The organism is Saprospiraceae bacterium (assembly GCA_016713025.1).
Lineage (GTDB): Bacteria > Bacteroidota > Bacteroidia > Chitinophagales > Saprospiraceae > OLB9.
On the sequence record JADJPZ010000002.1, the window covers coordinates 305,883 to 322,416 of the forward strand.

The window sequence follows — 16,534 nt, forward strand, 5'->3', positions numbered from 1 at the left end:
TAGTTATATATTACAAATTTGCTACATTTGTATTTTTATACCAAAAAGAAAATTGATTGCAAAAATTTATAATCATAATTATTTAAATTACAATTCATTATGATTTAAATTTTTCGCAGAATATTTTCTGTCCACTATATATTTTAGTGACTGTTTAGTTCACTAAAATAGTAATTTTATAGTTTTTTATCCTTTTAGTAATTTTTATGGTTATGAGCAAAAAAATTCAAGAAAAAACAGCTGTTGAAAAAAACAAAAGTGATGCGTTTTCCATTAAAAAATTTACTACAAATCCATTTGTATCCACATATCTGCCAATCATAGTTTTCGCCTTAGTTACTTTTGTATTGAGATGGAGATTGCTGGATATTCCGCTAGAAAGAGATGAAGGAGGATTTGCATATATGGGATATACCTGGTTGAATGGCACTCCATTGTTTAGTGACTATGTCGACGTAAAGCCTCCCTTGATTTATATACTTTATGGTATTTTTGAAGGTTTGTTTGGTGCAACCCCCAAAGGGATTCATACAGGACTATTTATTTTCAATCTTGGATTTACTATAACTTTCTATTTATATATCAAGAAGAAATTTAGTTTTGGGACTGCGGTTATCTCATCCTTGGTGTTTATTTTTTTATCAGCTCTTCCCAATGTTTTCGGATTTGCGGCTCATGCAACACAACTCCTTTTATGGCCAGCCATAGCAGGGATATGGCTTACTGACTGCAGCTTGGAAAAATCAAAATCCCAATACTTAGTTCCTGCCGGATTTTTATTAGGGATGGCGTTTCTCGTCAAACAACAGGCTATTGGTTTTATGCTCCTTGCGGGTTTTTACCTTACTTATCTGACGCTCATCAAAGATAAAAATTGGAAAAGGTGGCTCTTTACAGGATCGATTCTTACAATCTCAGCTTTGTTTCCTTACCTAATATGCATCATTTGGTTTTATTTTTCCGGCAATTTAAATAATTTCTGGTATTGGACGTATGTCTGGCCGGCTCAATTTGCTGCAACGCAAACCGGTAATATTGAAATGTTTAAGATGATGTACAATATGGTTACTAATAATATAGAAATATTTTGGTATCTTGGTTTATCAGGACTGATCCTTTCATTTATGGATCAATGGTCTATAGAAAATAAAGTTTTTGCAGTATTGTTGGCTATTTTTGGTTTTATATCTTTATCGGTTGGCTTTCATTATTATCCTCACTATTTTGTAGTTTTATTACCAGCTATTAGTTTAGGTGTTGGGCTGGCATTTCATTTCATCTATAGGATATTTAGCCGTTTTACTCAAAATACTATATTCACATACCCTGTAATGATGTTTGCTTTTATTTTACTATTTTATAAACAATATACACCTAATAAAAATTATTTTACCAGGACTAAAAAAGCAGATATTGTAAGACAAGTATATGGCACAAACCCCTTTCAGGAAGCCTACATACTTGGCAATAAAATTAAAAGTATGAGCAAATCCGGTGACTCCTTATTGGTCTTAGGTTCAGAACCAGAGTTGCTATTCTATGCAAAACTGCCTACTATTTCACAACATATGCATTATTATCAGCTGGTAGATGGAGGGCCACAAAATGATTCACTACAGACTGAATTAATTACAAAAGTAGAAAAGTCCAAACCCAAGTTTCTTGTATTTGCAAGAAGTGGGTTTTCATGGTTGGTAAAAGATCCGAACAATCAACTTTTCCAATGGGTAAACAAGCTTTTTCAATCATATGATCTCAAAGGAGTTATAAACATTTATAAAAATAAACCTTCAGAATATTACTGGGATGCAGAAGCTACCCAAGACAAGGTAGGCTCAGAAGATGTACTTTTCTTTTTCGAATTAAAACAGTAATCAACCATGCATTATGAGCCTTTACTTTCTGTAGTCATTCCATTGTATAACGAAGAAAAAATCATAGACACTCTCTATTCCAGATGTACTACCGCATTGAATAATTGGTGTACAAGCTATGAAATAATCTGCGTCAATGATGGGAGTACAGATAGTACATTACAGCTCTTAAAGCAATATCACGAGAAAGACAAAAGATTTAAAGTCATTAGTTTTTCACGCAATTTTGGTCATCAGGCTGCTTTTCTGAGTGGTCTAAAAAACAGTACCGGCCTTTATATTGCGATGATAGATGGTGACCTGCAGGATCCTCCGGAGTTGTTGCAACAGTTTTACCAAAAAATGGTAGAAGGGTATGATGTAGTATATGGAGTGAGAAGAAAAAGAAAAGAGGGTTTTTTTAAGAGGCTTTCTTACAAACTATATTATATCATTCTCAACAATATTTCTACTATACCTATACCTCTGGACAGTGGAGATTTTTCTATGATACGCAGAAGTGTACTCCTGCAAATGGTCGAAATACAGGAAAAAAATATATTTCTACGCGGTGTAAGGAGTTGGGTAGGTTTCAGACAATTTCCTTTTGAGTATGAAAGAGATGCCAGATATGCAGGTGAGACAAAATATACATTAAAAAAATTATTGATTTTGGCGTACAATGGTATTTTCAGCTTCAGTCAATTTCCAGTTAAAATCCTTGCCAGAATGGGTTTTGTAGTGATCATCATTTCAATATTATATAGCCTTTACGCATTATATACCAAAATAACTCAGCCGGATGTTCCTCAGGGTTTTACTACATTGGCTATTGCAATATTTCTTTTTGGCGGTATTCAGTTGCTTGCTCTTGGCATCATAGGTGAGTATGTGCTAAGAATATATGATGAAACCAGAAACAGGCCACATTACATAGAAAGTGAAAAATATCTGGAATAACAGTTTATAAAAAGCAGTAAGTATCATTGATGACACTAATGGCGAACAGAAAATATTCTGTAAAAATTTAAATCATAATGTAAATTAAATAATTATGATTATAAATTTTTACATTCAATTTTCTTTTTGGTATAATTTTCCTATTTAGAGTTTGTTTAAATTCTCCATCAAGTGCTAAAGAATCCTTTGAATTTATGATAAGCACACAATTTTTGTTACTCTATCTGTAAAAATGTTAGTAATTCGGTAATTTAAAAACAAGACAAAATGAAATTCAAATTTGAAGTAATACTCGCTACAGAACTTGATAGTGGTGACATATTTTACTGTACTCCGGATGAAGAATTAAATGAATTTGGCGAAGACTATACATTGACCGGTACAGACCAAATCTTTATTAAAGACGATTATTATGACGAAGATGATGATGGCAACTATGCAATACTGGTAAACGGTGGATGGAACATATGGTTCAGACCTGGTGAAAAAGTGGTGCGTTTGGGCCATTACCGCAAACTCGTCAGAGTGATAGATATGATCAAGGAAGGTAACCCAGATATGGCACTTGGACCCAATGACAATATTACGGCCATTCAAAATTATCTGTTGATTCATCCTGAACAAAATAATTTGCTGGAAGGATGGGATATTGACTTTAATGATTTGAAAAAGGATGAAAAAGATGGTGATAATAATAATGACGATGAATTGCCATTTTAGAGTATGTTTAAATTGCAGACCATTCAGATGTTGCATCAAATTCAGTGTTGGTTGTCATCCATTTGCCTTCATGAGCCAGGAGGATGTCTGACAGTTTTCTAAAACTCTCATACTCTTTACTTTGTGAAAAACCCACTGTAGAAATGAACAGTAAAATAATCCAGGCCTTGTTTCTCATACTGATTGATTATAAGCTTCGGTGATCCACTGTGTGGTTTCAGTATCTACATCGTCCAGGCTGCAGATCTGAATCCTGTTGGTACACATGGCACCAAAGGGTCCGGAGTTTTCAAGCCTGCCTGATAGTGTTACATTTTTTAATTTCAGCCCCAGATCCACCCTTGTTTTTGATGCTGGTTTGATGAGGACAAACTGCTTTTTTCGGATAAAACTGACGGAATCTTTTTTGGGGGCGAAGGTGATATCTTCGCCAAGAGATTTAATAATGTCCAACAGCTTTTCATATATGTGAAATAGGTTTTCTTTTCCTTTGTACTGACTGTCCACCAGATCATAATCAGCTGATCCCGCATCTGATTTATTGAATTTGTGGCCTACAAAATTGGCAAATCCATGACCAAATCCATGATTTTCCTTTAAAAAACTGACTATTTCGCCATGTTTAACCTTACCTGAGGCTGCAACTATTTCGAGCCAGTGATCCAGTGATTTTCCTGTTTTTTCTAATAAACTGTGTTCCATAAGGTTATTTTAATGTTCTTCCCATCACAATGCCTTCCCGCTCTCCAGGGTTTTGATGGCGTTTTCCAGATTTTTTTTATTCATTTCGTCAGGTGCTTGCTTCAGCGCTTCTCTTGCAAAATCAAGCGCTTTTTTGATATTTCCCATGGCAGAAAAGGCACGCATCATACCGACATTGGTAGGCCATGCACCTTTGTTTTTGATATGATTTTTTTCAAAGACGGCCAATGCCTCGTTGACTTTCTTTTCATTGAGCAGTTGTCGGCCGTACTGATGTAATTCAACAGCACTTCCGTTTTCCACAGCCTGATTCATTATCTGGTCTGACTCCTGAGTTTTACCAATCTTTTTTAGCAAACCTGCCCTTACAGAAAGTGCCTGAAAACTATTGATGCCTCCAAGATTCGGATTGGTAGCCGAAGAAATCCATCCAAGAGCCTGTTCATAGTTAATTTCATTCTGCAGACACCAATTTGCTGCCGCTATCAGGCTAGGCGGATCAAAACCCAAGGCACCGCTCATCTGGGCTTGAATATCTGACAGCACTGTTGACTTCAGATCTACTCCGATAGTAAAAGGGATTCTCCAGTATTCCCACTCAAGGGCTACTTCCACGCTGCTTGGAGTTTGATTGGCAAATGTAAATTCAAGCCATTCTTTCATGGTTTTCTGCCCTGTCTGCTGTTTTGTACTTACCCTCAACACATCTTTAGTCTGATCATAAAAATAACTGCCCCAGGCATGGTGGTTATTGTTAAAAATCAGCGTGCATTCGTCTTGACCCAACTCTATAAACAAAGCATATTTACCTGCTTTAAGCATCTTGCCATTGATAGTCACATCTGTGCTGAATGAAATCGTGGTACACTCGTCAGCTCCGGCTCTCCATGGAGATTTCATATCTGAGCCAAATCCAAGAACCTGTGTCCCGTAATAAGCCACATTAGTGCCCCAAATCTTTCCTTCACGGCCTTTGACTCCCGGTGCATTCCATTGAATATTGATTTCAGTACCTCCTACTTTTCTCCCTGCAGAACTCGTCAGATTTGCTGTGCCGGGAATCCTTAAAGCCTGCCCTATAAGCGCACCTGACATCTGAATGAACAAAATGAAAGTAAATAAATGCCTGAAGTTTTGAATAAAGGTTTTCATGACTGGTTCATTTAATTTGGTAAGAAAATCATCAAAAATACCTGTTTTATGGCTTCATTAGTTAACGTAAGTGATGTTTTCGACAAAACTGATACTTTTGCCGATTAATTGTCAGGTGGAAACAGTCTTGAAATATCTGATAACATATATACAAGTCAAAATAAAAGGTATCGTAGAGGCAATTATCTTAAGATTTTTCCCCAGGATTCCAACCACCAACATAAATACAAGCAGTAGTCCGATACAAGCCATACCCGCATAAATCCATTTTTTACGTGGTGTTTTTTGAAACAATGTAATCAACAGCAACAATTGTCCAAACAATGGGATAAATATAAACGGATGTGCTACTGACTTTGGATCAGTAAACAATTTTGATAATACTTCCCATTCTATTGCAATTAAAAATGTATGGTTGCCCATACCCCATTCGAGATATCCGAACAATGAAGCCACAATCAAAAGTGCAATTAAAATTTTAGTTTTCATTTTTTTATTTTTTATTATTTTAATGTCATGAAACATATCAAAGCGTCAGCCAGTAGTTGACCTTGAGTACGACAAATCTGCTCTTATTGGTAAATATATTTTCAATACCGTAATTGTCCGTATAAACCAGAAATACATCGCTCATAGGTGCAAACCTGTATTGCAGTCGGCTGTTGATATTAAAATTGTCGGCTTGTGTATTGTATTGAAGGAAGGTGGTCCAGAAGAGTTTGGTAGAGAAATTGATTTCTGCCCTGACAGTCCCAAGGGTGATTTTTCTGTCAGTATATGGTGACGGAAAACGGATATCATTGTGCTCCACACCAAGCCGGAAGTTGCCCCATGGTTGTGCCCGGTATGTAAGTCCGGCTCTGTATGTGTGTTTCCATCCATTGTAAAACTGACCATATACACCGAATATATCCCAGACCCACAGCTTCCTGTTGTCACTATTGTACTGGATATTAAACTCAGTCATATTGTAATCTCCTTTGGGCAAAGCAGGACTTGTGATCTGAAATGGGAATATCAGGCGCACAAAATTATTGTTGAGTCTGAATCTGAGTGCTGACGTATTTTTGAAAAAAATAAAATGCCTTAGTCTGGTGTACCACTCGTTGAGTCCTGTACCGTCCTGATTGACCCAAACGAAATTTTCAAGTCCTGACCAATGAAAATTCACTTTTTTACTCTGTTTTGGATAGTGGTAATAATCCAGCATGGAGCCTACATTGGTGTAACCGATTCGTATTATTCTGTCACTGTCCGGATCATAATTTTCAATCCTGCCGTTGAACCCCATATCCGAAAAATAATTTTTTCCGACATGCTGCACGTTGACAAATCCTCTGAAATTTTGTCCGTTGTAGGCCAAACCATAGTACAGCTGCCCATTTTTTGTATCCAACTCTTTTCCTTTGAAAGAATGCAGATATCCAATTGATGATTGAAATTTTCCGTCATTGGTCGTATAAACAAAGTCGCCGCCGGCATTCCTGCCAAAATCTGATTTGTTCAGACTTCCATCATTCCACCCTTGTCTGTTAAGAAAAATTCCCCGAAATGTTGATCGGTCAAATACCCGCTGCTGAAATGCAAATGCGCTGAAATTATTGGCACCCGACCCATTTTTGTCCTGAGTCTGCATATTAAATGCCCCAATGCGCAATTTTTCATGAATGTTTCCGGAAAGCCTTGCTCCATATAAAATGGGAGTTGGTTGTCCCGTATTATTCAGTCCAATAGTCCGTGAATAAAACACCTGATCGGCACCCTGTCCAAAATTATTAAAAATGTCATTGTTTTCAATAAAAAACTGACGCCTTTCCGGAAAGAAGATATTAAATCTGGTCAAATTGGTTACCTGTGCATCCACTTCCACCTGTGAGAAGTCAGAAAATGTAGTAAGGTCCAGATTCAATGCCGAAGTCAGAGCTATTTTTGCATCTCCGCCTGACTGTAATTTTGATTCATTACCTGCGCTCGTTTTATCATTTCGCAAAGATACATATGGAATCAATGAAACATTACCACCTTGTTTAGTAGGTGCTTCCGGCCATAAAAGGGTACCAAAATAGCCAATATCTGCAAAGTCAAACTGTCGTGGCACAGGTGCCCACACGCTGGTCTCGTTGTTGCCTGGATCTCGTCTGCCGAAGTTGACTCGCCAGGAAGCATTATCTTTTTTGAACCGAATACTTTTCAGCGGAATTTTCATCTCTATTACCCATTTGTCTTCAGACCTTACCACTGCTGAATACCATCTGTTGTCCCATGAAATATCAGGATCATTGGTTGATAAGAGGACTTCTGTTTGTGCATTCATGGCATTGATGCCGAATCCAAAACCATTGGCTTTTTTGCCTACGGGATCCAGAAGTAGCGCAAACTCATCACTGTTACCAAAGCCGTCTCTTTTGAGCGTTTGTGTAACATAGTAGGAATCATCATAGCAAATTGCAAGCAGGTATAGATTGTCATCGTCACACAGCATTTTTACTATGGTCTCATACTTGGGTCTGCCGATATCTACCGGTGCATTGAGTATAAAATCCTTGGCTTCCTGAGCAAGTGTCCAGTCCTTTTCGTCACCATTGCCATCGATGTTGGCGGCACCGGTGGTTTTTTTTAACTGATAGATGAAGGTCTGCTCATTGGTATTTTGAGACCTGACAGCATATGTGACCAAAATAGCTATAAAAAGTATGAGAGATCGATTAAGCATAAAAGTTTGTAAATCGTCAAAGGTAGGATTTACATGGCAAATGGTTTTGAAAAATAGACGACAGGGATGTTTGAGCAGATTAAAAGGAGCGAAATGATGTAAAAAAATGTTCTTTACGTGCAAATGGAGCTAATAAATTACACAACCATTGTATTATTTTATTTTTGACCGTTGATACCATAAAGTAAAATTCACTATAACCAGATGAAATCGACATAAAAAATAATCATGGTTTATTTTACCCGCCCGACTACAGGAATGGTGGGATGACAACCTAATAGCCGAAGGACAGTACAAAAGTGGAAACGAGACTGGTGAAAGGTATAAACATAAATCTGGAAGTGGAAATTACGAAAATGGGGAAATGGCAAGAGACACATTCTTGTCCATAAAAAAAACTTGCCGAAAATTGAATATATCCTTTTGGGAGTATCTCAACGATAGGTTCTCTCTGAAAAATGCCATCGACCAATTAAATATTATTATGATCCGCCAAAGTTCCTCTCCAGGTTAATATACCTTTTATTGAGTACTTACATATACACCATGTAGCCGCTTGAATATCAAATAATTGGTAAATATTTCAATTTATTTCATTGTATATCTTGACACACATGTACTCTGTGGTGGATTATGGTGCTTCATTACTCGATTGAATTTTTAGATTCTGGCAGAAATCCAGTTGTTCATAAAAGTCAAAACTTCCTTTTTGTTTAATTCATTGAAGATTTCATGAAATGCACCTTGCCACAATTGAAGCGTTTTGTCTTGTGAAGCACAGTTTTCATATAAGGCAACAGATCCTTTCGGGTTTGTAATTTTATCGTCTCCGCCATGCATGATCAACACAGGAAAATGAAAGTCCTTAAACATCTCTTTGGCATCATGAATGGCATTGATCAGAGCCAAACCTAATCCCGCTTTGGCACCATGTCTGGTGATCAAAGGGTCAGTTTTATAAAGTTCTACTTCATGTTTATCCCTTGTGATATTTTCCGGATTTAACTTTTCGGTTTTTAATCCTGGAAGTATCTTACCTATCACTTTGACAACTTTTATTGTCATGGGCGTGATATCTTCTCCAACTTCAAGAGCAGAGCCTGAAAATATTACTCCTGCAATATCCGTTCTTTCCTGAAACATCAGAAAATGGAAAACGATAAGTCCACCCATACTGTGACCTAAGATAAAAAATGGTTTATCCTTAGGAATGCTTCTATAAACATTCTCTACATCCTGTCGGTACTCGTCTATGTCTTTGATGATATTTTTTGGGCCACCTGATTTGCCATGCCCACGCAAATCAAAAGTAAAAACATTGACCCCAATGTCATTGAGACTTTTTGCAACGTGGTGATATCTTTCACAGTGCTCATGAAGTCCGTGGACTATAAGAAGGTTTGCTTTTGCATTTTTGACGATGTAATCTTTCGTATATAGTTCTATGTTGTGGCTGGATTTGATCATGGCAGTAAAATGTTGATAAAATATGAAATAAATGACAAAAGTACAAAACCTGCACTTAGAGGTTTTGTACTTTTTTTAAAGAGTAGTTGTAATAAACCACCTCATTGGCATTAGGAATACATACTAATGAAAAAAATACATCCTTTTTTCTCAAACTTTTACTCTGTCACTTTACAGATTTGAAAAAGCCCGAACAAAGGTTTAGATTTCATTAGTTTTTGCTAAACGCAAAATCAATCAGATGACTTTCTTTGATGGTCTTTTTGGTTTCCTTAATGGCCTTAACGGAAGTTGTTTTCATCACTTTCTGATTTTCAGTCATGATTTTGTTAGTTTCCTGAAAAAGCTCTTTACCAATGTTTAATACTTTTTTGCCAGCTTTGCTGTAAACTCCTGCAATAGATTTAGATGTTTTCAGTGAATTGTCAAGTAAAGTTTCACCTGCTTTCATTAAAATTTTTGAAGTCAATTTACCTGTTTTAATCACTTTGTTGAGGGTAGGGATATCTGTTACGTCTTCTATTTTGTCAGTAACGATATCGACAGCTTTTTGAACTTCTTTTTTAGCTTTATCCACGACAGAAACAGGTTTTTTTGCAGTTTTATTAACTACTTTTTTTACTGTCTCTTTTTTGGCAGTAGCTATTCCCTGTACTTTTGAGACTACTTTTGAAGTAGCTTTTACTACAGGTTTTTTAACTGTTTCTACTACTTTTTTAGCTTCTACAGTCATTTGTTCAACCGGATTATTAGTGTTCACTTCCATGATTTTTTTTATTTTTGTTATTTAATACTGCAAATGTAAGATCCTGAAGTTACAGAAAAGTTACAAAAGAAATGATATGATATTTTTTTGTTTCACTCAATTCTCATCACCGATGAGACCTTTCATTCATCTTGTCCTAAATTAAATTTCTCACTTTCGCTCAAATAAAAATTCAAACATACTCTTACTTGCAATGATTATAAGTAAATATTTATTTGATAAATTTGAATGATTGTTATAATTTGCTCATCTTGTTCCTGTTTTATACAAAACAGAAAATTGAATGCGAAAATTGAATATCATAATTATTCTTCTAAATTTACCCATCCTAAATCCTTCCCTTAAAATGGAAGGACTTTTAATCTGTTATGTAATGGCACCTTGTATAAATTTATAAGCCTGTTTAAACAATGGCTTTTTTAGGGTACTTAATTTAGAGTATGGTTAAACTTTTTTGAAGAATATTTTCTGTACGCTATAAATACTAAGACTAAAAATAAATATCGATGAGACATCTGTTTACTTTTTTATTCCTTCCGCTATATCTTTTATCTCAATCCCCTGCAAAAGAAGTCATCAACCGCTGGGAACAACAAGCCAAACAAGTTACTATCATACGTGACAATTATGGCGTACCGCATATCTATGGAAAAACGGACGCTGACGCTGTTTTTGGCCTGCTGTATGCGCAATGTGAAGATGACTTCAAGCGTGTAGAAATGAACTATATCGAAAAATTGGGCAGGTTGGCTGAAGTCAATGGTGCAGAAGAAATATATGACGATCTCTTGATTCGACTTATCATCGATGCCGAAGATGCCAAAAAAGACTTTCAGAAAGCTCCTGAGTGGTTGAAAAAGTTGTGCACTGCATTTGCGGACGGAATTAATTTTTACCTGTACAAAAACCCACAGGTAAAACCGGCTTTGCTGACAAAATTTGAACCCTGGTATCCGATGTTATGGACGGACGGTAGTATAGGAGCCATCAATGTAGCCGATATTGAAGTCAAAGAACTAAAGGCTTTTTATTCACAGCAACCTTCGCTTTCGCAAACCCAGGAATACAAACCAGTCAAAACAGGATTTGAAGATGAAATGCTGACAGGATCCAATGGTTTTGCCTTGGCTCCTTCTATGACGGAATCCGGCAATGCCATTTTATATATCAACCCTCACGTTACTTTTTATTTCAGACCTGAAGTACATATGGTCAGTGATGAAGGTTTAAACGTGTATGGTGCCGTGACCTGGGGTCAATTTTTTATCTATCAGGGATTCAATGAGCATTGTGGATGGATGCATACCAGCAGTGCTGTGGACGTTGCAGACACCTATAAAGAAAAAGTAAGTCTTAAAAAAAACAAGTGGGTATATATGTATGATGGAAAGGAAAAACCTGTAACAACAAAACCCATCACTATCCTTTCAAAAACTGCCCACAGGCATGATACCATAAAAATTCAATCACTGCATACGCATCACGGACCGATCATGGCCAAACGAAACGGACAGTGGATATCTGTAAAATCAGACAACCGCATCGTAAATGGGCTGATGCAATCCTGGCTAAGAACAAAGGCTCTGGGTCTGGATGATTTTAAAAAAACCATGGACCTCAAAGGCAATATATCCAACAATACTGTATATGCAGATAACAAAGGAAATATCGTTTATTGGCATGGCAACAGAATACCAAGACGTGATCCAACGCTGGATTGGTCTCAGCCCGTCGATGGCAGTATCTCTGCTACTGAGTGGAAAGGATACCACGAGATGGGAGAGATAGTACATAGTATCAATCCATCCAATGGCTGGCTTCAAAACTGCAACGCTACGCCCTATACTGTCGCCGGAGATCAAAGCCCCAAAAGGCAAAGTTTTCCTGCCTATATGGCGCCTGATGGTGAAAATTTTCGGGGAATAAACGCGGTGAGAGTTCTTCAGGAAGAAAAAAAATACAACATCGACAAGGTCATCAAAGCCGGTTATGACCGAAGGCTGGCTGCATTTGAAGTGTTGGTACCTGCATTGGTGAAAGCATTTGAAAAGGTGCCTTATGAAGATACACTCTTTGCTTTACTTGCAGGACCTGTGGAAGTCCTGAAAAGGTGGGATTATAAAAGCGGTGAAAACTCCATAGCTACTTCCCTTGCGATAGAATGGGGACAAAAGATATGGTCTGATATCCTGAAAACAAAGGTTCCGGTTATAGAAAATGCCGACCAGGTGGACAAAGCGATATATTTTGCATCCGTTGTAGACCCGCAAACCTTGCTCATGCCTTTATTGAAAACAATAGAGGAGCTGCAATCCAAATTTGGTAAATGGCAGACACCTTGGGGTGAGATCAATCGATTTCAACGGATTTCTACCGACATAGAGCACAGATTTGACGATAGCAAACCTTCTTTTCCGGTAGGATATGCATCATCTTTATGGGGTATGCTTCCTTCCTACAATAGCCGGCCCTTTTCCGGTACCAAAAAGAGATATGGCGTCAATGGAAATAGCTTCGTATGTGCTGTGGAATTCGGGCCAAAGATAAAGGCTAAATCGCTCCTGGCGGGAGGCAATAGTGGTGATGAAAAATCACCCCATTTTTTTGATCAGGGCGAAATGTATACCAAGGGGAAGTTTAAAGATATACTCTTTTACAGAGAAGATTTATTTATGCTCGGGGCCAAAAGGTATTTTCCCGGGCAAACCAGTTTATAGGAAAATAATAAAATTATTCAGCAACCTTATGCAAAATTGGACAATTGAAGCCCCTTTAGAGACGAATTGCAGGTAGAATTAAAAAAATCCTCATGCCTTTATCCACGAAATATAAAAATTCAATATGGCAAACAAATGTAGCTATATATATACTAAAAAGTACCTTGCTTATAAAAGCGATCTATCCAAATGTACATATCCTCCATCTACATGTATCAATTGGCCGGTAGTATGACTTGACTTATCAGATAGCAAAAAAGCAACCATATTGGCAATTTCCTCAGCTGTAGTCATCCGTTTTTCGAGGGGAATTTTTGAAGTGATGGAAGCTAAAGTTTCTTCCGGATTTGGAAGTGTTTTGATCCATTTATCGTAAAGGGGTGTATAACATTCTGCGACAATAACGGCATTGACCCTGATACCATATTTGAGGAGTTCTACCGCCCATTCTCTGGTGAGGGCATTGCGGCCACCGTTGGAGGCAGCATAGGCAGAAGTACCACCTTGTCCTGTTTCTGCAGTTTTGGAGCCGATGTTGACTATAGGACCTTTGGAAATTTTCAGATACGGCAAAGCATAATGGGCCATCAGATAGTAATGCACCAGATTTTTATGCAAAGACGCCATAAACCCATCATAGCTCCCATTTTCGAGACCTACACCGTCATTGACACCGGCATTATTGACAAGACCGTCAATCCGGCCATATTTTTTTACTATCTTTTCTACCGCTTTCTGACATTCCTTTGGTTTGGTCAACTCTGCAACTACTGAAAATGCTTTGCCTTTTTTTACTTTTATTTTGTCAACTGTTGCTTGGTTATCTGCTTCGTTGCGTCCTACAATAGAGACAATCGCCCCTTCAGAAGCCAATACTTCAGCGATCCCTTCTCCTATACCTTTTGCACCACCGGTGACGATGATGACTTTATTTTTTAGATTTAAATCCACAATCTTTTTATTTTACAAATTATAAAATCTTACTGCATTAGCTCCGAATATTTTTGCTTCTGCTGTAGGTGCATGCTTTGAAATATAGTTTTTCAAAATACTCATTTGCTGATCATACTCAGCTGCCAAAAGACAAACCGGCCAATCTGAGCCATACATCAACCTATCTACACCAAAAGCTTCAAATACTACATCAAGATATGAAGTAAAATCACTGTCTTTCCAATATTTCCAGTCAGCTTCTGTGACCATGCCGGAGATTTTGCAATATACATTTGTATGTCGGGCAATGGCCTTGATGTCTTTTTCCCATTCTTTGATCAATCCTTTTTTTATATAGGGTTTTGCGATATGATCAATTACTAATGGCTGATTTTCTAATTGTTGCAAAAACAGCTTTACAGCTTTGAGATGTTTTGGAAAAACAAGGATATCATAAGTGTAGCCTTTCTGACCCAACAATCTGACACCACGCACAAAATCAGGGTTAAGCATAAATTCCGGCTTTTCACCCTGAAGAATGTGCCGAAAACCTTTCAGTTTCCGGTATTGACCGAAGTATTCCAGTCTTTCAGGCAGTTTTTCGGATTTTACATCTATCCAGCCCACCACACCTTGTATAAAGTTATTTTTTTCAGCCAGATCCAATAAAAACAATGTCTCTTTTTCAGATTGATCAGCCTGAACTGCAACACATCCATGCAACCCGTTTTTTTTGAGTACAGGCAATAAGTCTTCCGGTAGAAAATCACGTCTGATGATGGACATGCTTTTTTCATCTATCCACGCATCGCGGACGGGATCAAACTGCCAGAAATGCTGATGACCGTCTATTTTCATTGTTTCACCCAATTTTTTGCCACTTGTCTTTGTGTTCCCAATCCATCAATTCCCAATTCCACTACATCCCCTGCTTTCAGATAACGCGGGGGATTCAAACCCAATCCAACTCCGAAAGGCGTACCTGTAGAAATAACATCTCCCGGTAGCAACGTCATAAACTGGCTCAGATAAGCGACCACAAAAGGAATTTTATATACCATATCATCAGTATTTGAATCCTGCAGCATTTCGCCATTTACAGAGAGCCATAGTCGCAAATTGTGAGGATCAGGTATCTCATCTTTTGTCACAAGGTATGGACCCAGAGGAGCAAAAGTGTCATTGCTTTTACCTTTTACCCATTGGCCTGAACGTTCCAGCTGAAAGGCCCGCTCAGAGTAATCATTATGCAATGTATATCCTGCCACAAAATCCATGGCTTCATCTTCATCGATATAGCTTGCTTTTTTTCCAATGATGACGGCTAATTCTACTTCCCAATCCGTTTTTTCCGAGCCACGTGGTATGATCACATCGTCATTGGGACCACATAAAGCCGTTGTGGATTTGAAAAAAATAACTGGTTCCGGTGGTACAGCCATACCTGATTCTGCGGCATGTTGGGCATAGTTCAGTCCTATGCATACTATCTTTGATGGACGGCCGATGGGTGCAGTATATATAAAATCATCAGCTGGTAAAACACATAATTGTCCCTTTTGCGCCAGTTCTTTCAATTTCTCCAAGCCATTGGATTCAAAAAACATTTCGTCATAATCATTGAAATGGGGAGATACATCATATTTCTGATGGTTGATTTCGACACCACAATGAGTTTGACCGTTTTGTATAAATTTGAAAAGTTTCATTATTCAGATATTAATATTTATAGAACTTTAATCAATTATTTAACTTCACAAAACCACCATCGATAGGATAATCACAACCTGTAATAAATCCTGCTTCATCACTGCAAAGGTAAAGAGCTAGATGTGCTACCTCTTCCGGTGTACCCATGCGCCCGATGGGTTGTGATTTTGCAAGTTTGTCAAACATTTCTGCTTTGTTGTCCGGGTAATTTTTATTTAAAAATCCTTCCACAAAAGGTGTATATATCCTTGCAGGTGAGATTGAGTTGCATCTTATATTATCCTTGAGATAGTCTTTGGCTGTGGATAATGTCATTGCAAGGACTGCACCTTTGGACATCGAATACGCAAATCTGTCGGGAATACCCACCAATGCCGCGATGCTTGCCATATTGAGGATGACGCCGCCGCCATGTGTTTTCATCTGAGGAATGGATGCTTTCAGACAGTTGTACACACCTTTGACATTGACATTCAGAATTTTGTCAAAATCATCTTCTGACGTGCTTTCAACTGTACCTACATGGGCTATTCCGGCATTATTGACCAATATGTCTGTTCTTCCTATTTTTTCAAATAGAGACAGCACAGCTTTTTGATCAGCTACATTACAAGTTTGGATGGTACAGTGACCTCCTGTATTTTCTATTTGTTTTTTTGTCTCAGCACCTGACTCAGCAGATAATTCGAGTATATGAACTGTTGCTCCTTGCTTGGCAAACAAGACAGCGATGGCCTGGCCTATACCACTGCCACCTCCTGTGATTACTGCTACTTTATCTTTAAGACTAAACATCATTTTTATAATTTATAATTTTCTCAGAAAGTATACACTTAAAAAC

General features: G+C 37.6%; 15 protein-coding genes. 4 read left to right on the forward strand and 11 right to left on the reverse strand.

What is annotated here, in order from left to right; translation table 11 throughout:
• Window positions 1-212: 212 nt before the first annotated feature.
• The 3 genes from IPK35_01475 to IPK35_01485 all read left to right on the forward strand — a co-directional run bounded on the left by IPK35_01475 (window position 213) and on the right by IPK35_01485 (window position 3,533).
• Complete coding sequence (locus IPK35_01475; protein ID MBK8051968.1) at window positions 213-1,874, forward strand: glycosyltransferase family 39 protein; 1,662 nt, start codon at window positions 213-215, stop codon at window positions 1,872-1,874.
• Window positions 1,875-1,880: 6 nt separating this feature from the next.
• A complete protein-coding gene (locus tag IPK35_01480; GenBank protein MBK8051969.1) occupies window positions 1,881-2,813 on the forward strand; it encodes a glycosyltransferase family 2 protein in 933 nt (310 codons plus the stop codon).
• A 267-nt stretch (window positions 2,814-3,080) separates the two neighbouring features.
• Window positions 3,081-3,533 carry a hypothetical protein gene (locus IPK35_01485; GenBank protein ID MBK8051970.1) on the forward strand — a complete coding sequence of 151 codons (453 nt, stop codon included), beginning with the start codon at window positions 3,081-3,083 and terminating at the stop codon, window positions 3,531-3,533.
• A 7-nt stretch (window positions 3,534-3,540) separates the two neighbouring features.
• Here the strand turns inward: IPK35_01485 and IPK35_01490 are convergent, their stop codons facing one another.
• The 7 genes from IPK35_01490 to IPK35_01520 form a co-directional block, all read right to left on the reverse strand.
• Window positions 3,541-3,711 (reverse strand): hypothetical protein, encoded by a 171-nt coding sequence (locus IPK35_01490; protein ID MBK8051971.1) that lies wholly within the window; start codon window positions 3,709-3,711, stop codon window positions 3,541-3,543.
• On the reverse strand, window positions 3,708-4,235 hold the full coding sequence (locus IPK35_01495; protein MBK8051972.1) for a DUF4287 domain-containing protein: 528 nt from the start codon (window positions 4,233-4,235) through the stop codon (window positions 3,708-3,710). Before IPK35_01495 ends, IPK35_01490 begins: the two co-directional genes overlap by 4 nt.
• A gap of 24 nt (window positions 4,236-4,259) precedes the next feature.
• On the reverse strand, window positions 4,260-5,387 hold the full coding sequence (locus tag IPK35_01500; GenBank protein ID MBK8051973.1) for a DUF2911 domain-containing protein: 1,128 nt from the start codon (window positions 5,385-5,387) through the stop codon (window positions 4,260-4,262).
• Between the two features lie 111 nt (window positions 5,388-5,498).
• Complete coding sequence (locus IPK35_01505) at window positions 5,499-5,876, reverse strand: hypothetical protein (GenBank protein MBK8051974.1); 378 nt, start codon at window positions 5,874-5,876, stop codon at window positions 5,499-5,501.
• A 37-nt stretch (window positions 5,877-5,913) separates the two neighbouring features.
• Complete coding sequence (locus tag IPK35_01510; protein MBK8051975.1) at window positions 5,914-8,100, reverse strand: carbohydrate binding family 9 domain-containing protein; 2,187 nt, start codon at window positions 8,098-8,100, stop codon at window positions 5,914-5,916.
• 660 nt (window positions 8,101-8,760) lie between these two features.
• Window positions 8,761-9,567, reverse strand: a complete 807-nt coding sequence (locus IPK35_01515; protein ID MBK8051976.1) for an alpha/beta hydrolase — start codon at window positions 9,565-9,567, stop codon at window positions 8,761-8,763.
• 211 nt (window positions 9,568-9,778) lie between these two features.
• Window positions 9,779-10,333 (reverse strand): hypothetical protein, encoded by a 555-nt coding sequence (locus IPK35_01520; protein MBK8051977.1) that lies wholly within the window; start codon window positions 10,331-10,333, stop codon window positions 9,779-9,781.
• A gap of 506 nt (window positions 10,334-10,839) precedes the next feature.
• Between IPK35_01520 and IPK35_01525 the strand changes: the two genes are divergently transcribed.
• Window positions 10,840-13,050, forward strand: coding sequence for a penicillin acylase family protein (locus IPK35_01525; GenBank protein MBK8051978.1), 2,211 nt, complete (start codon window positions 10,840-10,842; stop codon window positions 13,048-13,050).
• 168 nt (window positions 13,051-13,218) lie between these two features.
• Here IPK35_01525 and IPK35_01530 read toward each other — a convergent pair whose 3' ends face one another.
• The 4 genes from IPK35_01530 to IPK35_01545 are packed head-to-tail and all read right to left on the reverse strand — an operon-like array spanning window position 13,219 to window position 16,488.
• A complete protein-coding gene (locus tag IPK35_01530; protein ID MBK8051979.1) occupies window positions 13,219-14,001 on the reverse strand; it encodes an SDR family oxidoreductase in 783 nt (260 codons plus the stop codon).
• Window positions 14,002-14,013: 12 nt separating this feature from the next.
• Window positions 14,014-14,841, reverse strand: a complete 828-nt coding sequence (locus IPK35_01535; protein MBK8051980.1) for an amidohydrolase family protein — start codon at window positions 14,839-14,841, stop codon at window positions 14,014-14,016.
• On the reverse strand, window positions 14,838-15,692 hold the full coding sequence (locus IPK35_01540) for a fumarylacetoacetate hydrolase family protein (protein MBK8051981.1): 855 nt from the start codon (window positions 15,690-15,692) through the stop codon (window positions 14,838-14,840). Before IPK35_01540 ends, IPK35_01535 begins: the two co-directional genes overlap by 4 nt.
• Window positions 15,693-15,723: 31 nt before the next feature.
• Window positions 15,724-16,488: a glucose 1-dehydrogenase gene (locus tag IPK35_01545; protein MBK8051982.1), complete on the reverse strand. Its 765-nt coding sequence runs from the start codon at window positions 16,486-16,488 to the stop codon at window positions 15,724-15,726.
• Window positions 16,489-16,534 lie beyond the last annotated feature (46 nt).